This is a genomic window from Kitasatospora sp. NPDC050463 (assembly GCF_040655255.1).
In the GTDB taxonomy this organism is placed as follows: Bacteria; Actinomycetota; Actinomycetes; order Streptomycetales; family Streptomycetaceae; genus Kitasatospora.
The window spans coordinates 82,591-103,118 of record NZ_JBFAJO010000004.1 but is presented as its reverse complement, the minus strand read 5'-3'; the positions used below and the strand labels follow the sequence as shown (position 1 = coordinate 103,118).

15 protein-coding genes are annotated in these 20,528 nt (G+C 71.1%); 2 read left to right on the top strand and 13 right to left on the bottom strand.

Features of this window, described 5'->3' with window-relative positions:
* Positions 1–54: 54 nt before the first annotated feature.
* Positions 55–861 carry a DUF2182 domain-containing protein gene (locus AB0J08_RS04335; protein WP_360626644.1) on the bottom strand — a complete coding sequence of 269 codons (807 nt, stop codon included), beginning with the start codon at positions 859–861 and terminating at the stop codon, positions 55–57.
* Positions 862–1,052: 191 nt separating this feature from the next.
* Positions 1,053–1,667: a TetR family transcriptional regulator gene (locus AB0J08_RS04330; RefSeq protein ID WP_360626641.1), complete on the bottom strand. Its 615-nt coding sequence runs from the start codon at positions 1,665–1,667 to the stop codon at positions 1,053–1,055.
* Between the two features lie 156 nt (positions 1,668–1,823).
* Here AB0J08_RS04330 and AB0J08_RS04325 point away from each other — a divergent pair, with 156 nt between their 5' ends.
* Positions 1,824–2,966 carry an NAD(P)/FAD-dependent oxidoreductase gene (locus AB0J08_RS04325; RefSeq protein WP_360626638.1) on the top strand — a complete coding sequence of 381 codons (1,143 nt, stop codon included), beginning with the start codon at positions 1,824–1,826 and terminating at the stop codon, positions 2,964–2,966.
* Between the two features lie 235 nt (positions 2,967–3,201).
* Here AB0J08_RS04325 and AB0J08_RS04320 read toward each other — a convergent pair whose 3' ends face one another.
* Entirely contained in the window at positions 3,202–3,933 is a 732-nt protein-coding gene (locus AB0J08_RS04320) for a helix-turn-helix domain-containing protein (protein WP_360626635.1), read from the bottom strand.
* Positions 3,934–4,354: 421 nt separating this feature from the next.
* Between AB0J08_RS04320 and AB0J08_RS04315 the strand changes: the two genes are divergently transcribed.
* A complete protein-coding gene (locus AB0J08_RS04315; protein ID WP_360626632.1) occupies positions 4,355–5,143 on the top strand; it encodes an alpha/beta fold hydrolase in 789 nt (262 codons plus the stop codon).
* 63 nt (positions 5,144–5,206) lie between these two features.
* Here AB0J08_RS04315 and AB0J08_RS04310 read toward each other — a convergent pair whose 3' ends face one another.
* From AB0J08_RS04310 to AB0J08_RS04265, 10 genes are all read right to left on the bottom strand, one after another.
* Positions 5,207–5,482: a winged helix-turn-helix domain-containing protein gene (locus AB0J08_RS04310; protein ID WP_360626629.1), complete on the bottom strand. Its 276-nt coding sequence runs from the start codon at positions 5,480–5,482 to the stop codon at positions 5,207–5,209.
* Positions 5,479–8,154 carry a sensor histidine kinase KdpD gene (locus tag AB0J08_RS04305; protein ID WP_360626626.1) on the bottom strand — a complete coding sequence of 892 codons (2,676 nt, stop codon included), beginning with the start codon at positions 8,152–8,154 and terminating at the stop codon, positions 5,479–5,481. Before AB0J08_RS04305 ends, AB0J08_RS04310 begins: the two co-directional genes overlap by 4 nt.
* Before the next feature lie 238 nt (positions 8,155–8,392).
* Positions 8,393–9,850, bottom strand: a complete 1,458-nt coding sequence (locus tag AB0J08_RS04300; RefSeq protein WP_360626623.1) for a hypothetical protein — start codon at positions 9,848–9,850, stop codon at positions 8,393–8,395.
* A gap of 345 nt (positions 9,851–10,195) precedes the next feature.
* Positions 10,196–10,870, bottom strand: coding sequence for a response regulator (locus AB0J08_RS04295; protein WP_360626620.1), 675 nt, complete (start codon positions 10,868–10,870; stop codon positions 10,196–10,198).
* Positions 10,867–13,446: an ATP-binding protein gene (locus AB0J08_RS04290; protein ID WP_360626617.1), complete on the bottom strand. Its 2,580-nt coding sequence runs from the start codon at positions 13,444–13,446 to the stop codon at positions 10,867–10,869. Before AB0J08_RS04290 ends, AB0J08_RS04295 begins: the two co-directional genes overlap by 4 nt.
* Positions 13,447–13,679: 233 nt before the next feature.
* Positions 13,680–14,297 (bottom strand): potassium-transporting ATPase subunit KdpC, encoded by a 618-nt coding sequence (gene kdpC, locus AB0J08_RS04285; protein WP_360626614.1) that lies wholly within the window; start codon positions 14,295–14,297, stop codon positions 13,680–13,682.
* Positions 14,298–14,314: 17 nt separating this feature from the next.
* Positions 14,315–16,420 (bottom strand): potassium-transporting ATPase subunit KdpB, encoded by a 2,106-nt coding sequence (kdpB, locus tag AB0J08_RS04280; RefSeq protein ID WP_360626611.1) that lies wholly within the window; start codon positions 16,418–16,420, stop codon positions 14,315–14,317.
* Positions 16,420–18,081 (bottom strand): potassium-transporting ATPase subunit KdpA, encoded by a 1,662-nt coding sequence (kdpA, locus tag AB0J08_RS04275; RefSeq protein WP_360626608.1) that lies wholly within the window; start codon positions 18,079–18,081, stop codon positions 16,420–16,422. The genes kdpB and kdpA overlap by 1 nt, the downstream gene beginning before the upstream one ends.
* 2 nt (positions 18,082–18,083) lie before the next feature.
* Complete coding sequence (gene kdpF / locus AB0J08_RS04270; RefSeq protein WP_097237446.1) at positions 18,084–18,173, bottom strand: K(+)-transporting ATPase subunit F; 90 nt, start codon at positions 18,171–18,173, stop codon at positions 18,084–18,086.
* A gap of 344 nt (positions 18,174–18,517) precedes the next feature.
* Positions 18,518–20,503: an APC family permease gene (locus tag AB0J08_RS04265; protein WP_360626863.1), complete on the bottom strand. Its 1,986-nt coding sequence runs from the start codon at positions 20,501–20,503 to the stop codon at positions 18,518–18,520.
* Positions 20,504–20,528 lie beyond the last annotated feature (25 nt).

The window sequence follows — 20,528 nt, the reverse complement described above, 5'->3', positions numbered from 1 at the left end:
GCGGTGTGGCGCGAGCAGCACCGGCGACGGCGGCGTGTCCGATCACGTCGCTGATCACATCGTGGTCATCCCGCTCGGGGTCAGCCCCGGCAGCAGCCAGCCCTGGAACGGCGCGAGCACCGCCAGCACCAGGAACGCCACACCGGCGATCCTGGCCAGTACCGGGCCGCGCCGCCACAGCTTCTCCACGAAGATCACCACCGCGATTCCGGCCATCGCCGCCACGTTCATCACCCCGAGCGGCAGCAGCACCACCATCAGCGCCCAGCAGCAACCCACGCAGTACCCGCCGTGGTGCAGTCCCACCCGCAGGTCCCGCACCGGCGGACGGAAGCCCGCGTACCGCATCAGCTGTGCCATCGGGCTGCGGCAGTGCCGCAGGCACACGTACTTCAGCGGCCCCAGCTGGTAGAGCCCGGCCAGCGCGAACGCCGCCGCGCCGATCCACTTCCCGGCCTCCGGCTGCCGGTCCACCCAGCGTCCGGTGAGCGACAGCCCGGCGTACGCCAGCAGGCCGAAGGCCGTCCAGGCCAGCAGGTAGCCGCCGAGGAACTCGGTGGTCCGCAGTGCGCGGGTCCACCCGCTCGACTGGCGGGCGATGCCACGGGCCCAGGTCACGGCTACCGGAGCCACCGAGGGGAGCATCATCGCCGCCATCATCGCCAGCCACAGCAGCAGGAACAGCGGCAGCGCCATGCCCATCGTGCCCGGCTCGATCCCCATGTCCTCGGCCTGCGCGACCGTGATCACCCAGGCCAGCGCGGCGATCACCACGACCAGGCCCCACCCCACCGCCAGGTCCCTCACGGGCATCAACACCCCGGGACGCAACGGCTGCTTCTCCACGGTCACGGTACGCATGGCGCTCTCCCTGGAAGGCACTTCCAGGACAGCACACCGGGCCCGGCGCGCGCGAGTGCCACCGGCCGGCCGAGCGCACCCCAGCCGTGTGCGGAGCCGAGGCTTCGACTCGTACGGCTCAGGACGCAGACTGAGGTCACGACCGCAGACGGGAGCCCGTGCGGGCCGGAGGAGTGATCGGCATCAGGCTCTCACCCCCCGGTGGCGACGGCACCCCAGCCCTTCTCCAGGAGGTCGAAGGCACGCGTGACGGCTTGGCGGGGATCCTCGCAGCCGCGAGCCGCACGGGGCGCCTCCAGGGCGAAGTGGGCCAGAGCGGCGCAGATCGGGTCGTCGGCCGGAAGTCCGCTCTCCTCGGCGATGGTGCGCGCGAGGGCCGTTTCGTGGCGCAGCCACATGCGCTGGGCGTAGTCACGCAGGGCGGGGGTGCCGTCCACGAGTTCCGTGAACGCGCGGAAGTCGGCGTCGCTGTCCACGGCTGCGATGCGGAAGCGCAGGGCATGCTCGCGCAGGGCCGCGGGGATCGACTGGCCCGGGGGCCGGTCGCCCACGGCGGCGAGCAGGCGGGCTTCCTGCTGGGCGTCCTCGTCGAAGACGAGGGCCTCTTTGACCGGGAAGTGCTTGAACAGCGTGGTGGTGGAGACATCGGCGGCATCCGCGATCTCACGGATGCCGACCTGCTCGTATCCGCGCTCGAAGAAGAGCCGCAGAGCAGCCTCGGCCAGGGCTCGGCGTGTGGCCGCCTTCTTGCGTTCGCGACGCCCCTCCGGGGCCTTCGCCGGAATGCCGGTCGTGGTCTCGCTCATACCAGGACCGTACACCCTTCAGTTGCCCAACTTCAAAAGTTGACCCGTTGCACTTATTGATCCGGTGTGCTCTTCTGGATTGGCGGCAGCCCGGCGCAGCCCCGGCACCGCCCGCCCCTGCCGCGACCTCCCTCCGCCCGAAAGGTTCGATCAACCATGCCCACCCCCCGCATCGCGATCATCGGCGCCGGCCCCGGCGGCCTGACCTGCGCCCGCATCCTGCAGCGGCACGGCATCACCGCAGCCGTCTACGACCTGGACGCCTCCCGCACCGCCCGAGACCAGGGCGGCACCCTCGACATGCACCCCGACTCCGGCCAGCACGCGCTGCACGCGGCCGGGCTCTGGGGCGAATTCCTCGCCCTGGCCCGCCCCGAAGGTCAGCAGATGCGCCTTGTCAGCCGCGACGGCCGCGTCCTGTTCGACGCCGTCCCGCCCGAGGCCGACACCACCGAAGGCAACCCCGAGATCGACCGCGGACAGCTCCGCGACCTCCTCCTCGACCCCCTGAAGCCCGACACCGTGCGCTGGGGACACCGGCTCACCCGCGCCGAACCGGTCGGCGACGACGCCCACCGCCTGCACTTCGCCAGCGGCACCAGCACCGACGTCGACCTCGTCATCGGAGCCGACGGCGCCTGGTCCAAGGTCCGCCGTCTCCTGTCCGACGCAACCCCCCTCTACACGGGCGTCACCTTCGTCGAGACCGGCCTGAGCGACGCCGACACCCGCCACCCCCGCCTCGCCGCGCTCACCGGCAACGGCACCATGATGGCCCTCGACGACAATCAGGCCTTCATCTCCCAGCGCAACAGCGGCGGGCACATCCGCGTCTACATCGGCATGCGCACCGCACAGGACTGGCACCGACAGGCCGGCCTCGCCCCGGCCGACACCGCCGCCGTCCGCGAGGCCCTCCTCAAGAAGTTCACGGGCTGGAGCCCCGACCTGCTGGGCTTCATCACCGACACCGACACCGGCTACACCAACCGACCCCTGTTCGCCCTGCCCGTCCCCCACACCTGGACCCACACCCCCGGCGTCACCCTCCTCGGGGACGCCGCCCACCTCATGTCCCCCTTCTCCGGCATGGGCGCCAACCTCGCCATGCTCGACGGCGCCGACCTCGCCCACGCCCTCATCGAAGGCCCCACCCTCGACTACGCCATCCGCGCCTACGAATCCGTCCTGCTGCCCCGCTCCGTCCAGGCCGCCGAAGGAGCCGCGGAAGGCATCAGCAGCGCCTTCTCCCCCGACAGCGCCACCCAGGCCCTCGCCCACATGACCCAGCGCCGCTGAGCTCGCTTCCCGCAGGTCGCCCGCCTTCCCGGTCCGGCCCCGGACCAGGCCGCGGCTTCCCTGCGCCACAGCGCCGAGCGGCGCGCTCTTCGTGACCGCCCACACATTCGAGACCCGTCACCGCGACGCCTCCCCGCAGGAGGACCACGATCCGGCGTTCCTCGACTGGATCTCTGGTGGTCCCTCGCCACGGTCGACCTGACGACGGCCCTTCGGTCCTACGAGGCCTCCCGGATCAGGGCGCACCGCCAACCGCGCCGTGGTCTGCCCGGCTCTGCTGCCACTGGTCGACAACCCGCTGGAGGGTCTCGCCCATGAGGGTCAGGAACTCGGCGGAGTCACCGAAGCGGGCGCCGGCCGGGGTGGTGGGTCCGAGGGCCTCGGCGGCGCTGCGGAGTTCGGTCACCAGGGCCCTGTGCATCTGTACCGCGGCCAGGGTGGACCGGAGCCAGATCTCGCCGTCGATGACGTAGCGCTCGCGGCGCTCGCCGGAAAGCCGTTCCCGCCGGAGCAGGCCCTGTTGCTCAAGGAAGGCGACGGCGTGCGATACGGACGCCGGGCTGACCCGGAGCTGCTGGACCAGGTCGGCGGCGGTGAGGGTGCCGGAGTCGGTGACGAGCAGGCAGACCAGCACCTTGGCCGTCATCGTGGGCATGCCCTGCTGCTCGATGAGCGCGGTGACGGACTCCGCGACCTCCCGGACCGCATGTGGATCGCGACCCTGACCATCGGTGGGCAGCAGCGGTTCGCCGGGCGGATCCTGCTTGGGCCGGCGCGCGCGGTGCAGGGTGGCTTCCTTGGCCCGGTCCGCCCGGTAGTCGTTCGGCCCGCCGTTCCGGGCGACCTCGCGCATGATCGTGGAGGCGGGCCGGTACAGGCGGCGGCCGATCTCCGTGTACCCGAGCCCGTCGGCCAGCCCGGCAGCGATCTGCCGACGGTCCTCGTCGGTGAGTCTTCCTCCGGGCATCGGTACTCGTCTCCTCAAGGTCTGCGCGGTGCGCCCGCACTCTGCTGCAGCGTATCCGAGCAGACGGTGGTCATTGCAATGCGATACTCGATCACCCCTTGCGTTTAGCGTCACTGTCATTGCAATAGCGAGCCATAAACCCCTTGAAAAAGGCCTCTTCACACTCTTCGAGTGTTGCGTGATCAGTAAACGCAATGTACGGTCGTAGGAGTTCAGGAATCTCCGAACAGTCACCGGCCGGGCCGAAGGAGCGCCGGCCGAGGCCGAGAGATTCCGCAGTACCGCCCTGGTCGCCATCGACGCGGCCACCCGAGGCCTCAAGGGTGAGCCCGGTCCGGTCCCGGCCGACATCACCCGCAAGATCACCGCTGCTCCCGACGTCGCCTGACGACACGTCGGCCAACCCGACCAGGAGGAAGTCATGACGAACGCGCAGTGGACCGGCATGGTGCCGGTGGACGACACGGCCTTGACCGTCACGGACACCGGAGGCGCCGGCACCCCGGTGATCTACCTCAACGGCCAGTTCGCCACCCAGGGCTACTGGCGGCACACCATCGCCGAACTGGGCCCGGACTGGCGGCACGTCACCTACGACATGCGAGCCCGCGGCAGGAAGTCGGGGCGCTCGGCGGACTACTCCTTCGAGACCATGGTCACGGACGTCGACGCGGTGCTCGCCGCCCGGGACGTGGACCGGGCGGTGGTGGTGGGCTGGTCCTACGGGGCGTTCGTCGCGGCGCACTGGGCCGGCCGCAACCCGGAACGGGCGCTGGGCGCCGTCATGGTCGAGGGCGCCCAGCCGTACGACTGGCTGGACGATGCGATGGAACAGCGGATCCGCAAGCAGTTCAAGCGGTTTCGCCCGCTGATGGCGCTGATGCGCCCGACCGGCCTGACCCCGCGGATGACCGTCGACGAGATGGCCGAGTGCAACATCGAACTCGGCAGGATCGCCCGCGAGAGCGCGATGGGCCCGGTCCTCGACGCCATCACGGTGCCGGCGCGGTATGTGGTCGCGTCGGGGTCCTCGCTCGGCAGCAAGGGCGACGAGCAGGAGCGGATCCGCGCGAGCCTGCAGGCCGTGACCGAGCGGAACCCGAACATCAAGATCAGCGCGAAGGTCGCGAGCAACCACGACATGATCCTGAAGAAGGACTTCGCGGCCGTCGCCAAGGCCGTGCGCGACGTCGCCGGCTCCCCCGCCTGATGGGGTGTGCCCGCGCCACGGCCGGGCGCCGCCTCGTGGCGGCGTGGGCCCCGAAGAGCCCGCCTACGGTTCGAACCGGTAACCCATGCCGGGTTCGGTGATGAAGTGGCGCGGGTGCGAGGGGTCCGCCTCCAGCGTGCGGCGCAGCTGCGCGAGGTAGACCCGCAGGTAGTCGGTCTCCTTTCGGTACGCCGGCCCCCAGAGGTGGCGGGCAGCGGCCGGTTCCAGCGCGCTGGCGCCGTCGTGGGCGGAGTCCACCTCGTACGTGCGGGCCTTGAGGTTGATCACCAGGGCGCGGACGATCTGCGGTTCGTCGTCCACGACGAGGACCCGGGTCATACCGGCTCCGCTTTTCGGTCAGGGCCGTTCCCGTCAGGGCCGTTCCCGTCAGGGCCGTTCCCGTCAGGGGCGTTCAGGTTGCGGTCGGTCTGGTGGCGGTCGGGGCCGCTCGGCTGCCCGTCGGAGTCGCCGACGCCGGGCAGGCCGGCGGCGGGAAGCGAGACCACCATGGTCAGCCCGCCGCCGGGGGTGTCCTCGGCGGTGACGGTGCCGTCCATCGCCTCGGCGAAGCCGCGGGCCACGGCCAGGCCCAGGCCCACGCCGGCGCCACGCGGGGCGTCGCCGTACCGCTGGAACGGGGCGAAGATCCGCTCCCGGGCCTCCTCCGGGACGCCGGGACCGCGGTCGACGATCCGCAGCTCCACCCTGGGCGGCTCACCCGGCCGCAGCAGAGCGTCGGCCTTGATCAGCACCGGCACCCCGTCCGGGCTGTACTTCACGGCGTTTTCGACCAGGTTGGCGAGCGAACGTTCCAGAAGACCCGCGTCGGCGTGGATCATCGGCAGGCTCTCCGGTACATCCAGTTGGACGGCGGACGGCTCCACCCCGCCGAGCGCGTACGGGACGACCTCGTCCAGATCGGTGGGCCTGATGAGCGGGGTGACGGTGCCGGTCTGCAGGCGGCTCATGTCGAGCAGGTTGTTGATCAGGTGGTCGAGCCGGTCGGCGCCGGTCTCGATGCCGGCCAGCAGCTCGGCCTCGTCCTCCTCGTCCCACTCCACGTCGACCGCGCGCAGCGAGGTGACGGCGGCTTTGATGCCGGCCAGCGGGGTGCGCAGGTCGTGCGATACGGCGGCGAGCAGAGCGGTGCGGATCCGGTTGCCCTCCGCTTCCCGACGGGCGGCGGCCGCTTCCGCGGCGAGGCGCTCGCGCTCGGCCAGTACGGCCGCCTGGGCGGCGTACGCCCCGAGCAGACGCCGGTCAGCGGCCGGCAGCATCCGGCCGGACAGCACCAGCGAGAGGGTGGCGCCGGCGGGGACGGCGACCTGGCCGTCCTCGGGGTGCTCCGGCGGGTGGGAGCCACTGACCGCCAGGGCGTGCCAGGGGTCGAACTCGTGCCGCCGCTCCAGCAGCGCCGCAGACTCCACCTGGAAGGTCTCCCGGACCTGGTCGAGCAGCGCGGCGAGGAGCCCCTCGCCGCTGGGCGCGCCGCGCAGCACCGTGCCGGCGAGCACGCTGAGGGCCTGTGCCTCGGCCTGGCTGCGGGCGGCCTGGTGGCTGCGGCGAGCGGCGACGTCCACCACGGTGGCGACCGCGATGCCGACCGCCGTGAAGATGCCCACCGCGAGGATGTTCTCCGGCTCGGCGATGGTGAAGGTGTGGAGCGGCGGCGCGAAGTAGTAGTTGAGCACCGTGGAGCCGACCAGGGCGGAGGCGATCGCCGGGAACAGTCCGCCGACCAGTGCCGCGCCCACCGTCAGGGACAGGAACAGCAGCATGTCGGTGGGCAGACCGACCCCGCGGAAGTGGGTGAGCAGCAGGGCGAGCAGCACCGGCCCGAGCACGCCGATCAGCCAGCCGGCCACCGTCCTGGTGCGGCCCAGGTCGGTGACCCGGCGGATGGGAACCCGGCCGAGCCCGCGGGCCGCGTGCTCGTGGGTGACCATGTGGACGTCGATGTCGCCCGAGTCGCGGGTGACGGTGTAGCCGACGCCGGGGCCGTACAGGTACTGCCAGACCTTGCGGCGGCTGGTCCCGATCACGATCTGGGTGGCGTTGACGCCCCGGGCGAAGTCCAGCAGCCCGGCCGCCGGGTCGTCGCCGAGCACGGTGTGGAACGAGCCACCGAGGCTCTCCAGCAGTGCCCGCTGCTCGATCAGCGCCTGCGGGGAGCTGCCCGCCAGCCCGTCCGAGCGGGAGATGTGGACGGCCATCAGCTCGCCGCCGGAGGTACGGGCGGCGATCCTGGCGGCGCGGCGGATCAGCGTGGCGCCCTCGGGTCCGCCGCTGAGCGCGACCACGATCCGCTCCCGGGCCTGCCAGGTGCCCTCGATGCCCTGCTCGGCGCGGTAGCGCTGGAGGTACTCGTCGACCCGGTCGGCCGTCCACAGCAGGGCGAGCTCGCGCAGCGCGGTGAGGTTGCCGGGGCGGAAGTAGTTGGCGAGTGCTGCGTCGATCTTCTCCGGCGCGTACACGTTGCCGTGCGCGAGCCGGCGGCGCAGGGCCTGCGGGGACATGTCGACCAGTTCGATCTGCTCGGCCCGGCGCACCACCTCGTCCGGCACCGTCTCGCGCTGGCGGACGCCTGTGATCGCCTCCACCACGTCGCCCAGCGACTCCAGGTGCTGGACGTTGACCGTGGAGATCACGTCGATGCCGTCGGCCAGCAGCTCCTCCACGTCCTGCCAGCGCTTGGCGTGACGCGAACCCGGCACGTTGGTGTGCGCGAGCTCGTCCACCAGCGCGACGGCCGGTCGTCGCGCCAGCACGGCATCCAGGTCCATCTCGGTGAACTCGGCGCCGCGGTGCGTCATGGTCCGGCGTGGGACGGTCTCCAGCCCTTCCAACAGCTCGGCGGTGCGAGGCCGATCGTGGTGTTCCACGAAGCCGACCACCAGATCGGCACCGCGGCCCAGCCGGCGATGCGCCTCGGCCAGCATCGCGTACGTCTTGCCGACACCGGGGGCCACTCCCAAGTAGATCCGCAGTCGGCCGCGGCCCGTGTGCACCATGCCTCCGAGACTACGGCCTCTTTTCTGAATATCGGCTGATCAGGCGGGGTGGCCCGGCCGGCTCGGCGCATCCTTGACGACCGAAAGGGCGTTCGCTCCGCCACTCCGGTGCGGCACCGACCTGCTCCCCGCGATCGCCGCCGGGGCCCGGCGGCCGGGCCGGGCCGGCTACGGCTCGACCCGGTAGCCGAGTCCGGGTTCGATGATGAAGCGCCGGAAGTGGGGTGGTCGCGGCGGCTCAGCGGTACTCGCGCAGGCGGGGACGGACGCCGAGGGCGGTCAGGGCGAGCACCGCGGCGAAGGCGAGTGCGCCGGTGGTCGCGGTGGTGTCGCCCAGGTCGGCGTCGGTGTCGGCGACGGCCTGCTCGAAGGCGTGCAGGTTGATGGCGAGGACATCGTCGAGGGCCGAGGTGAGGGCTGCGAAGTCGGCGTTGGACTGGCCGTCGGCGAGGCCGGTGTTGAAGGTGACGGCGTCCTTGAGGCGTCCCTGGTGGAGCAGGGCCCGCATGGCGCGGTCGTCGCGCTGGTACTGCTGGTAGGCGGCCAGGAGCCGCTCGGCGGCGTCCTGCTCTCCGTCGAAGGTGATGTTGCCGAGCTCGGTACCGAGGTAGCCGGCGAACGGGACCTGGGTGCGGTCGGCGCGGTGCCGCTCGGCCGCCTTCGCCAGCCGGTCGTCGTAGGTGGTGAGCGTGGCGCCGTCGAGGCGCGCGAACGTCTGGGACTTGTCGAGGAAGCTCTGCTCGTACGCGGCGGCGCGGGCCGGGTCGGTGAGGTACCGGCTCTCGTCGGCGTTCATGTCGTAGGCGACGGCGCGGGCCCGGGTGAGCGCGATGACCGAGTCGTAGGCGTTGGCCTTGGCGACGGTCAGCTGGTCCGCGGCGCGCGAGGCGAGTGTGATGCCTCCGATCAGGCCGGCGGCCACGAGCAGGGTGGCGGCGGCGAGTGGCAGGTTGAGCAGGCGGCGGAAGCGCCGGGTCAGGGTGCGCTGCAGCACGGCGAGGGCGGCCAGGGCGAGCAGCCCGGTGGCGGGGACCCACCATCGGCCGTCGGCGAGCGCCTCGCGCCGCTCGGTGTAGGTGGCTTCGACGGTGGTGGCGTTGGCGGCGGTGACCTGGTCGGCGGCGGGCAGCAGTTGCTGCCGCAGGAGGTCGGTGGCCTGCCGGTAGGCGTCCAGCGCCTCCGCCGAGGGCTTTCCGGCCGGAGCGTGGGACTGTTCCGCCAGGAGCTGGGCACGCGCCACCAGCGCCTCGTAACGGCCGAGTTCGCCGAGCACGGTCTGGACCGCCCGTTGCCCGGCCGGGTCGGCGGCGGTGGCTTCGGCGGCGCGTTGGAGGTCGGTGTCGGCCTGGGCACGGCGCTGCTCGTAGGTGTCCAGGGTCTGGCGCCGCAGCGTCGCGTAGTCGGGGTCGGCGCCGAGCAGCAGCAGGTTGGCCGCCTGGGCGTCCATGTCGTTGAGCGCGAAGTACAGGTCGGCGGCCCGGGCGGCCTGGGGGCCGGAACGGTGGCCGATGGTGTCGGTGCCGTCCCTGGCGCCGGTCAGGACGGTGGCGGTGGTGGCGGCGAAGGCCAGCCCGGTGGTGAGCACGAGTGCGGTCAGCGCCCGGACCAGGCGCGGGGTGTTCCACCAGGCGCGGGTGAGGTGGGGCGGACGGCGCAGCGCCGGGCCCGGGCGTCCGGGTGAGCTGCGCGCGTCCACTCCCCCCGCTTCCCAGGTGCGGGGGACGCGGGCCCCGGGTGCCGGGTCGGCCGTACCTTGGTTCGCCACCCCCGGCGAACCTCCTGTCTTTCCTGGTACGGCACTTGTGCCCGTTGCACCCGCTGCCATGGCCGCGCGTCCCCCTCCCCTTTTCACCTGGCCGCCGATGGTTGATCGGTGAAGGTCTCCACCGGCGTGGACGCGGTCCGTCCTCCCCCACGGAGTCGGAACCGTTTCCTCGCAGCTGACGCTATGCCCGGCGGGAGGGGCCGCCCGGCTGTCCTAACGCCTTCTTTGCGCCGACCGGAGGGGCCTTGACGCCACGTTGACGGGCCCGCCGGTCCCTCACGGTTCGAAGCGGTAGCCGATGCCGGGCTCGGTGATCAGGTGACGGGGGCGGGCGGGGTCGGGTTCGAGCTTGCGGCGCAGGCCGGCCAGGTAGACCCGCAGGTAGTTGCCGTGGTTCTCGGCGTCGGGGCCCCAGACCTCGCGCAGCAGCTGTTTGCCGGGTACGAGCCGGCCCGGGCTGGCCAGCAACAGCCGCACGATCTTCCACTCGGTGGGGGTGAGCCGCACCGGGCCGTCCGGGCCCGTGACGACGGCGGCGGCGAGGTCGACGCTGTGGTCGCCGATCGTGAAGTGCGGCACGGCGGGCTCTCCCACGGGCCGGCGCATGACGGCCCGCAGGCGGGCGAGCAGTTCGTCCATGACGAACGGCTTGGTCAGGTAGTCGTCGGCGCCCGCGTCCAGGGCCTGCACCTTCTCGTGGGCGTCGGTACGGCCGGACAGGACGATGATCGGCACGGCGCTCCAGGCGCGCAGCCCGCGGATGATGTCCATGCCGTCGAAGTCGGGCAGGCCGAGATCGAGCAGCACCGCATCCGGCGGCGTGCGGCCCGCCGCTTCCAGTGCCTCGGCCCCGGTCGCCGCTGTGAGCACCGTATAGCGACGGGCGTGCAGGTTGATCTTCAGCGCGCGCAGCATCTGCGGTTCGTCGTCCACGACCAGAATCCGCGTCACTCTCCCGGCCCTCCGCTCGCGTGCGCCGCCAGGTCGTCCAGGCTCGGGGCGGTATCGGACAGCTCGGCCGCGGGCAGGGTGAGCAGCATCGTCGTGCCGCCGCCGGGGGTGTCCTCCACCTCCAGGGAGCCGCCCATCGCCTCGGCGAGGCCGCGCGAGAGGGCGAGACCGAGGCCGACTCCGGTGGTGTTGTCGGTGTCGCCGAGGCGCTGGAACGGCAGGAAGACCCGGTCGCGGTCGCCCGGCGCGATGCCGGGGCCGCGGTCGATCACCCGGATCTCGACCCGGTCGAGGTGGTGGCTGGCGGCGACCAGGACGGGCGCGCCGGGTGCGTTGTACCGAAGCGCGTTGGTGATGACGTTGGCCAGGACCCGCTCCAGCAGCGGCGGGTCGGCGAGCACGGGCGGCGCGGTGTCGAGGTCGAGCGGCTGGACGGGCGCGTAGGCGTCGAGCAGCGAGTCGAGGGCGCGGGGCAGCACCTCGTCCAGGTGCGTCGGCTCCAGGTGGAGGGTGAGGGCGCCGGCTTGCAGGCGGCTCATGTCGAGCAGGTTGTCGACCAGGCGGGTGAGCTTGACCAGGGACTCGTCGGCGGTGGCGAGGAGTTCGGCCTGGTCCTCGGGCGAGAACTCGACGTCGGGGCTGCGCAACGAGCCGACCGAGGCGAGTGCGACGGCGAGCGGGGTGCGCAGGTCGTGGCTGACGGCGGCGAGGAGCGCGGTGCGCATCCGGTCCGCGGCTTTGATCGGCTCGACCTCGGCGGCGGCGGTGGCGAGCCGGTCCCGCTCCAGGGCGGCGGCGATGTGGGCGGCGAAGGCGGTGAGCACGCGCTGGTCCGCGGCGGGCAAGCGGCGCCCGGCCAGGACGAGCAGCGCGCCTGCTCCTACCGGCAGTTCGGTGACCGTGCGGTCCGGGGCCGGGTCGCCCTCGGCGTCGCTGCGGCCCAGTGCCTCACCGCTCACGCGGTCGAGCAGGGCGACCGAGTCCAGTGCGAAGGCGGTCCGGGTCTTGTCCAGCAGTTCGGGCAGCGCGTCCGCGCCCCGCAGGACGCTTCCCGCCAGCGTGGACAGTGTCTCGGCCTCGGCGGTCGCGCGGGCGGCCCGTTGGGTGAGCCGGGCGGCGTGGTCCACCACGGTGGAGACCGTCAGCGCGACCACCGCGAACACCAACAGCGCGAGGACGTTGTTGGGTGCACCGATGGTGAAGGTGTGTACCGGGGGGATGAAGTAGTAGTTGAGCAGAAGCGAGGCGACCAGCGACGCCAGCAGGGCGGAGGTCGCCCCGCCCAGCAACGCCACACCGACGACGCCCAGTTGGAAGATGAGCGCGTCGGTGGTCAGGTTGACCTGGCGGTGGAAGTGCGAGAGCACCGCCGTCAGGACCGCGGGCACCGCGAGGCCGGCGAGGAATCCCGCGACGGTGCGCCGCCGGGAGTGGCGCCGTCCGAGCGAGGGAAGCCGGCCGCGGCCGGTGAACTCGTGGGTGACCATGTGGACGTCGATGTCCTCGGAGCCGTCCACGGTGGTCTGGCCGGTGCCGGGGCCGGTGAGGAAGCGGTTCAGCCGCCCCCGGCGGCTGGTGCCCAGCACCAGCTGGGTGGCGTCGTGCGCCCGGGCGAAGGCCAGCAGCGCGGTCGGGACGTCGTCGCCGACCACGACGTGGTAGCTGCCGCCGAGGGTCTCGACCAGTTGCCGCTGCTCGGCGAGGGCGCCCGGGGAGGCGCCCGCGAGGCCGTCGCTGCGGCTGATGTGCACGGCGAGCAGTTCGCCGCCGGCGGTGCGGTCGGCGATCCGGGCGGCGCGGCGGACGAGGGTCTCGCCCTCGGGGCCGCCGGTGAGGGCGACCACGACACGTTCGCGGGTTTCCCAGACGCGGTCGATGTTGTGGGTGGCGCGGTAGTCGCGCAGGCCTTCGTCGACCCGGCCGGCGACCCAGAGCAGGGCGAGCTCGCGCAGCGCGGTGAGGTTGCCGACGCGGAAGTAGTTGGAGAGCGCGGCGTCCACCTTCTCCGCCTTGTAGACGTTGCCGTGCGCCATCCGGCGGCGCAGGGCCTGGGGGGCCATGTCGACCAGTTCGATCTGATCCGCGCGGCGCACGACCTCGTCGGGGACGGTCTCGCGCTGCGGGATGCCGGTGATCTTCTGGACGACGTCGTTCAGCGATTCCAGGTGCTGGACGTTGACCGTGGTGATGACGTCGATGCCGGCTGCGAGGAGTTCCTCGATGTCCTGCCAGCGCTTGGCGTTGCGTCCGCCGGGGATGTTGGTGTGCGCGAGCTCGTCCACCAGGGCGACCTGCGGGCGCCGGGCGAGGATCGCGTCGAGGTCCATCTCCTGGAAGTCGCTGTCCCGATAGGTCCGGGTCAGGCGCGGGACGGTCTCCAGGCCCTGCAGCATGTTCTCGGTGTGCCGTCGGCTGTGGCACTCGATGTATCCGACGACCACGTCCGCGCCCCGGTCGAGCCGTCTGTGCGCCTCGTCCAGCATCCGGTAGGTCTTTCCGACGCCGGGGGCCGAACCGAGGTAGACCCTCAACTGCCCGCGGCGCGTGGTGGTGCCGGGGGTGAGGTCACGGGACATGGGCGCTGCTCTTTCCGTACGAAAGCGGCCTGGGAGGGGGCTGTCTGTCAGCGACAGCATCTGCGCGGATTCCGTTGTTCCGCTGGGCTGGTGCCGGCTGGGGTCCGAACGTGGCAGGCCGACCCGGGCGCGGGATCCACTTCCCTCGCCCGGGTCGACCTGTCAGCAGCCGGTCTGCTGCGGCGTCACTTCGACTCCGTCGAACATCGACACCGTGGCTCCGCCGAACATCGTCACCGGTGCTCGCTGATCGCCTTGTTCAGCAGGACGACGTTGACGCCGTCCTGGCCGAGGAAGCCGAGCGCGCGGCCGTCGGTGTACTTGTCGATCAGCCGGTTCAACGTGTCGGTGGACAGGCCGCGCGCCTTGGCGACCCGGCCCACCTGTTCCTTCGCGTAGGCGACGGAGATGTGCGGGTCGAGGCCGGAGCCGGAGGCGGTGACCGCGTCCACCGGGACGCTCGCCGGGTCGACGCCGTCGAAGGCGGCGACCCGGGCGCGGCGGTCCTGGATGGTCTGGGTCAGCTTCTCGTCGTTCGGGCCGAGGTTGGAGGCGCCGGAGGCCTTCGGGTCGTAGGAGCCGGCCGAGGACCGCGGCTGGAAGAACTTCGGGTCCGGCTTCACCTCCTCGTCCGGGTCGTCGGGGTTCTGCTGGGGGAGGTTGTAGTTCTGGCCGAGCAGGCTGGAGCCGATCTCCTTGCCGTCGGACTCGACGATCGAGCCGTTGGCCTTGTCGGCGAAGGCGATCTGGCCGATGCCGGTGACCAGCAGCGGGTAGGCGACGCCGAGGACGACGGTCATCACCAGCAGCATCCGCAGCGCGGTGAGGTGGGTTCGCACAATGGTGGGCATGTGGGTTCTGGCCTCTCTCAGCTCAGGCCGGGGATGAACTGGACGATCAGATCGATCGCCTTGATCCCGATGAACGGGACGACCAGGCCACCGAGCCCGTAGACCCCGATGTTCCGGGCCAGCAGTGAACTGGCGTCCGATGGGCGGTACTTGACGCCTCGAAGGGCGAGCGGGATGAGGCCGATGATGACCAGCGCGTTGAAGATGATCGCCGAGGTGATCGCGGAGGTCGGGCTGTGCAGGCCCATGAGGTTCAGGTGCTTCAGGCCCGGGTACACGCCGGCGAACATCGCGGGGATGATCGCGAAGTACTTGGCGACGTCGTTGGCGATCGAGAAGGTGGTCAGCGCTCCTCGGGTGATGAGGAGTTGCTTGCCGATCTCGACGATCTCGATCAGCTTGGTGGGGTTGGAGTCCAGGTCGACCATGTTGCCGGCCTCCTTGGCCGCCATGGTCCCGGTGTTCATCGCGACACCGACGTCGGCCTGGGCGAGCGCCGGAGCGTCGTTGGTGCCGTCGCCGGTCATCGCGACGAGCTTCCCGCCCTCCTGCTCCTTCTTGATCAGGGCCATCTTGTCCTCGGGGGTGGCCTCGGCGAGGAAGTCGTCCACGCCGGCCTCGTCCGCGATCGCCTTGGCGGTCAGCGGGTTGTCGCCCGTGATCATGACGGTCTTGATGCCCATGCGCCGCAGCTCCTCGAAGCGCTCGCGCATGCCCTCCTTCACCACGTCCTTCAGGTAGATCACACCCAGGACGCGGGGAGCCTTCTCGCCGGTCTTGGCGGCGACGACCAGCGGGGTGCCGCCGGCCGCGGAGATCCCGTCGACCAGTGCCGCCACGTCCGGGCCCACCGAACCACCGTTCTCGGTGACCCAGTTGGCGACCGAGCCGGCCGCGCCCTTGCGGACCTGGTGGATGCCGTCGGCCTCGTCCAGGTCGACGCCGGACATGCGGGTCTGGGCGGTGAACGGCACCCAGGTGGCGTGTGCCAGCTCGCCCTGGGCGCGGGCCCGCAGGCCGTACTCGGTCTTGGCGAGGACGACGATCGAGCGGCCCTCGGGCGTCTCGTCGGCCAGGGACGAGAGCTGGGCGGCATCCGCGAGCTCGTCGACCTCCACACCGGTCGCCGGGAGGAACTCGGCGGCCTGGCGGTTGCCCAGCGTGATGGTGCCGGTCTTGTCGAGCAGCAGGGTGTTCACGTCGCCGGCAGCCTCGACCGCGCGGCCGGACATCGCGAGCACATTGCGCTGGACCAGGCGGTCCATGCCGGCGATGCCGATCGCGGAGAGCAGCGCGCCGATGGTGGTCGGGATGAGCGCCACGATCAGAGCGACCAGCACGATCATCGACTGCGGAGCACCGGCATAGGTCGCCATCGGCTGCAGCGTGACGACCGCGATCAGGAAGACGATCGTCAGGGACGCCAGCAGGATGTTGAGCGCGATCTCGTTCGGGGTCTTCTGCCGGGCGGCGCCCTCGACCAGGGCGATCATCCGGTCGATGAAGGACTTGCCCGGCTCCGAGGCGATCTTCACCACGATGCGGTCGGACAGCACCTTCGTGCCGCCGGTCACGGCCGAGCGGTCACCGCCCGACTCCCGGATCACCGGCGCGGACTCGCCGGTGATCGCCGACTCGTCCACCGACGCGACGCCCTCGACCACGTCGCCGTCACCGGGGATGACCTGCCCGGCCTCGACCACCACGTGGTCGCCGAGCCGCAGCGCGGTGCCGGGAACCTCCTCCTCGGCCTGCGAGGCGGGCCAGTCGGTGAGGCGGCGGGCGACGGACTCGGTCTTGGTCTTGCGCAGGGTGTCGGCCTGGGCCTTGCCGCGGCCCTCGGCGACGGCCTCGGCCAGGTTGGCGAAGACCGTGGTCAGCCAGAGCCAGAGGGTGATCGACCAGGCGAACACCGACGGGTCGGCGATGGCGGCGACGGTGGTGACCACCGAGCCGACCTCGACCACGAACATGACCGGGTTCTTGACCATGACGCGGGGGTCGAGCTTCTTCACCGCGTCCGGCAGGGACTTGGCGATCAGCTTCGGGTCGAGCAGACCGGCCGAGACTCTGTGCGGCGCCTGGCCCGGTTCGGCCGGTGCGGGGGTAAGGGTGGTGGACATCAGTGGAGACCTTCCGCGATCGGCCCGAGAGCGAGAGCCGGGAAGTAGGTGAGGCCGACGACGATCAGGACGACGCCCGACAGCAGTCCGACGAACAGCGGCTTGTGGGTGGGCAGCGTGCCCGCGCTCGCGGGGACCGGCTGCTGCTGGGCGAGCGAGCCCGCCAGCGCCAGGACGAACACCATCGGCAGGAACCGGCCGAAGACCATGCACAGACCCAGCGCCGTGTCGTACCAGGGCGTGTTCACCGTGATGCCGGCGAACGCCGAGCCGTTGTTGTTCGACGCCGAGGTGAAGGCGTACAGCACCTCGGAGAAGCCGTGCGCACCGGAGTTGAGCATCCCGGCCCGCTGCCCGGGCAGCGCCATCGCGACACCCGTACCGACCAGCACCAGCGTCGGCGTGGTCAGGATGTAGAGGGAGGCGAACTTCATCTCCCGGCCGCCGAGCTTCTTGCCCAGGTACTCCGGGGTGCGGCCGACCATCAGGCCCGCCACGAAGACCGCGACGATCGCCAGGATCAGCATGCCGTACAGGCCGGAGCCGGTTCCGCCGGGGGCGATCTCGCCGAGCATCATGTTGAAGATCGTGAGCCCGCCGCCGAAGGCGGAGTACGAGTCGTGGAAGGAGTCCACCGCGCCGGTCGAGGTCAGTGTCGTCGACGCGGCGAAGAGGCTGGACGCCGCGACTCCGAAGCGCTGCTCCTTGCCCTCCATCGCGCCGCCGGCCGCCTGCATCGCGGTGCCCGCGTGCTGGTGCTCGGCGAAAGTGATCAGCGCCGCCGAGGCGACCCAGAACAGCGCCATCACGGAGACGATCGCGTAGCCCTGGCGGTTGTCGCCGACCATCTTGCCGAAGGTCCGCGGCAGCGAGAAGGAGATCACCAGCAGCAGGAAGATCTCCAGCCAGTTGGTGAAGCCGTTCGGGCTCTCGAACGGGTGCGCCGAGTTGGCGTTGAAGAAGCCGCCGCCGTTGGTGCCCAGCTCCTTGATGACCTCCTGCGAGGCCACCGGACCGCCCGGGATCGACTGCGGGTCACCGGCGATGGTGGCCACCTCGTGGAAGCCGTGGAAGTTCTGCACCACGCCGTTGGCCACCAGCACGAGCGCGAAGACGATCGACAGCGGCAGCAGCAGGCGCAGCACGATCCGGGTGAGGTCGACCCAGAAGTTGCCGACCCGGTCGGTGCGGTTGCGGGTGAAACCGCGGATCAGCGCCGCGACGATCGCGATGCCGACCGCGGCGGAGACGAAGTTCTGCACCGCCAGACCGGCCATCTGCACCAGGTGGCCCATCGCGGTCTCGCCGCTGTACGACTGCCAGTTGGTGTTCGTGGTGAACGAGATCGCGGTGTTCCACGCCTGGTGCGGGGCCATCTCGGGGACGCCCAGGCTGAGCAGCAGGTGCGTCTGGAGGCGGATCAGGCCGTACAGGAAGAGGACCGAGAGGGCGGAGAAGGCCAGCACCGAGCGCAGGTAGACCGGCCAGCGCTGGTCGGCGTCACCGTCGACGCCCACCAGCTTGTAGAGGCCCTTCTCGACTCTCAGGTGCCTGGCGGAGGTGAGCAGCTTGGCGATGTAGTCGCCGAGCGGGCGGTAGCACAGGGCCAGCGCGCCCACGAGGGCGAGGGCCTGCAGCCACCCGGCAAGAGTGTTGCTCATGGTCAGAACTTCTCCGGGTAGATCAGCGCGACGACGAGGTAGCCGACGAGCGCGACGGCGACGATGAGACCTGCGATGTTCTCGGCGCTCACAGCTTCTCGACCCCCTTCGCAATCAGGGCGATGACGGCGAACACGGCGACCGTGATGCCGACGAACACGAGATCGAGCATGGGTGCTCCACCAACTGGTCAGAGGATGTCGCCGCCGGCTTCCCCCGGAATGTCCTGACGGCACCGGTGGATGACCGGCGACAAGCAGCAAATCAGCCGGTCACAGGTGTTTCCGTGGTCCTGACGCCCTCCATACGGGTGCACGGGCAACATTGACGCGGCCTTGACGCCCGCGTCATTCACCCGAGATCGGCACATGGCCGAAACGTGCCGATGGCCCCCGGGGACAGCAGGTGCCGTCCCCGGGGGCCATCGTGTTCACCGTCAGACGCGCTCGGGCTCGGCGACGTCCCGGACCGGAGCCGGCTCACCGCGCCGCATGGCGCCCGGGGCACGGCGGGCCGGGCGGTCCGCCCGCGGGGCGGAAGCGAGCTGCCAGGGCACGCTGATCACCATCACGCCGGGAGTGAACAGCAGCCGGGACTTCAGCCACAGCGCCGACTGGTTGTGCAGCAGGTGCTCCCACCAGTGCCCGACCACGTACTCGGGGATGAACACCGCGACCGCCTCACGCGGGCTGGACCTGCGGTACTCGCGCACGTACTGCACCACCGGCTTGGTGATCTCCCGGAACGGCGAGTCCAGCACCTTCAGCGGCACCTCGATCTCGTACGAGTCCCACAGCGTGCGCAGCTCGTCCGTACTGTCCTTCTCCACGGCGACGGTGACCGCCTCCAGGGTGTCCGGCCGGAGCGCCTCCGCGTAGCCGATCGCCCGCAGGGTGGCCTTGTGCAGCTTGGACACCAGCACCACACCGTGCACCTTGGACGGCTTGACGGCCTCCTCGCGCGGGTCCTCGATCGCCAGCTCGGCGGAGACCGCGTCGTAGTGCCGGCGGATGCCGCGCATCATCAGCCACAGCAGGACGGCGGCGACCACGGCCAGCCAGGCGCCCTGGGTGAACTTGGTGATCAGCACGATCACCAGCACCAGCGCGGTGGTGACCGCGCCCAGCCCGTTGATCACCCGGGAACGCTGGGCGGCGCCGCGCACGGCCGGGTCGCTCTCGGTGGCCAGGGCGCGGTTCCAGTGCCGGACCATGCCGATCTGGGAGAGCGTGAAGGAGGTGAACACGCCCAGGATGTACAGGTGGATCAGGCTGGTGACATCCGCCTTGTAGAACCACAGCAGGCCGCCGGCCACCACGGCCAGCGCGATGATGCCGTTGGAGAAGGCCAGCCGGTCGCCGCGGGTGTGCATCTGCCGGGGCAGGTAGCGGTGCTCGGCCAGGATCGAGGCCAGCAGCGGGAAGCCGTTGAACGCGGTGTTCGCGGCCAGGATCAGCACCAGCGCGGTGACCGCCTGGATGAAGTAGAACAGGATGCCGTTGTCGCCGCCGAGGAAGGTCGAGGCCAGCTGCGCGATCACCGTCTGCTGGGTGTAGCTGCCGCAGTCACCGGTGATCCCGACGAGCTGGCAGGCGTCCTCGACGTAGTGGACGTGCGAGGTCATCGCCAGCACGGTGACGCCGATGAACATCACCACGGCGGTGATGCCCATGACGGCCATGGTGGTCGCGGCGTTCTTCGCCTTCGGCTTGCGGAAGGCCGGCACGCCGTTGGAGATCGCCTCGACGCCGGTCAGCGCCGTACAGCCGGAGGCGAACGCCCGCAGGCCGAGCAGCAGCAGGCCGAGGCCCGCCAGGGTGTCCTTGTGGTCCTCCGGGTTGATCCCGAAGGCCGCGGTCGGGGCCTGCGGGTTGTCGCCGAAGACCACCCGGATCAGGCCGGTGACCACCATCAGCAGGATGCCGCCGATGAACAGGTACGTCGGCGCGGCGAAGGCCCGGCCGGACTCGCGCACACCACGCAGGTTCATCGCCGTCAGCAGGACCACGAAGGCCAGCGCCAGCACGACCCGGTAGTCCGCGAGCCCGTTGAACGCCGAGATGATGTTGTCCACCCCGGACGCCACCGACACCGCGACGGTCATCACGTAGTCGACCAGCAGCGAGGCCGCGACCACCAGACCCGAGTTGGCGCCGAGGTTCTTCGACACCACCTCGTACGAGCCGCCACCGCTCGGGTAGGCGCGCACCACCTGGCGGTACGACATCACCACCACGGCCATCAGCGCCACGACCGCCGCGGCGATCCACGGCGTCAGGTACAGGAAGGCGGTGCCGCCCACGGTCAGGACGAGCAGGATCTCGCCGGTGGCGTAGGCGACGGAGGACAGCGGGTCGGAAGCGAAGATCGGCAGGGCCAGCCGCTTGGGGAGCAGCGTCTCGCCCAGCTCCTCGCTGCGCATGGCCTTGCCGATCACGAGACGCTTG

Bases quoted from the DNA above. Each gene is read 5' to 3' on its own strand.
- AB0J08_RS04335 (WP_360626644.1), bottom strand. From the start codon at position 861: ATGCGTACCGTGACCGTGGAGAAGCAGCCGTTGCGTCCCGGGGTGTTG.
- AB0J08_RS04330 (WP_360626641.1), bottom strand. From the start codon at position 1,667: ATGAGCGAGACCACGACCGGCATTCCGGCGAAGGCCCCGGAGGGGCGT.
- AB0J08_RS04325 (WP_360626638.1), top strand. From the start codon at position 1,824: ATGCCCACCCCCCGCATCGCGATCATCGGCGCCGGCCCCGGCGGCCTG.
- AB0J08_RS04320 (WP_360626635.1), bottom strand. From the start codon at position 3,933: ATGCCCGGAGGAAGACTCACCGACGAGGACCGTCGGCAGATCGCTGCC.
- AB0J08_RS04315 (WP_360626632.1), top strand. From the start codon at position 4,355: ATGACGAACGCGCAGTGGACCGGCATGGTGCCGGTGGACGACACGGCC.
- AB0J08_RS04310 (WP_360626629.1), bottom strand. From the start codon at position 5,482: ATGACCCGGGTCCTCGTCGTGGACGACGAACCGCAGATCGTCCGCGCC.
- AB0J08_RS04305 (WP_360626626.1), bottom strand. From the start codon at position 8,154: ATGGTGCACACGGGCCGCGGCCGACTGCGGATCTACTTGGGAGTGGCC.
- AB0J08_RS04290 (WP_360626617.1), bottom strand. From the start codon at position 13,446: ATGTCCCGTGACCTCACCCCCGGCACCACCACGCGCCGCGGGCAGTTG.
- kdpC (WP_360626614.1), bottom strand. From the start codon at position 14,297: ATGCCCACCATTGTGCGAACCCACCTCACCGCGCTGCGGATGCTGCTG.
- kdpB (WP_360626611.1), bottom strand. From the start codon at position 16,420: ATGTCCACCACCCTTACCCCCGCACCGGCCGAACCGGGCCAGGCGCCG.
- kdpA (WP_360626608.1), bottom strand. From the start codon at position 18,081: ATGAGCAACACTCTTGCCGGGTGGCTGCAGGCCCTCGCCCTCGTGGGC.
- AB0J08_RS04265 (WP_360626863.1), bottom strand. From the start codon at position 20,503: ATGCGCAGCGAGGAGCTGGGCGAGACGCTGCTCCCCAAGCGGCTGGCC.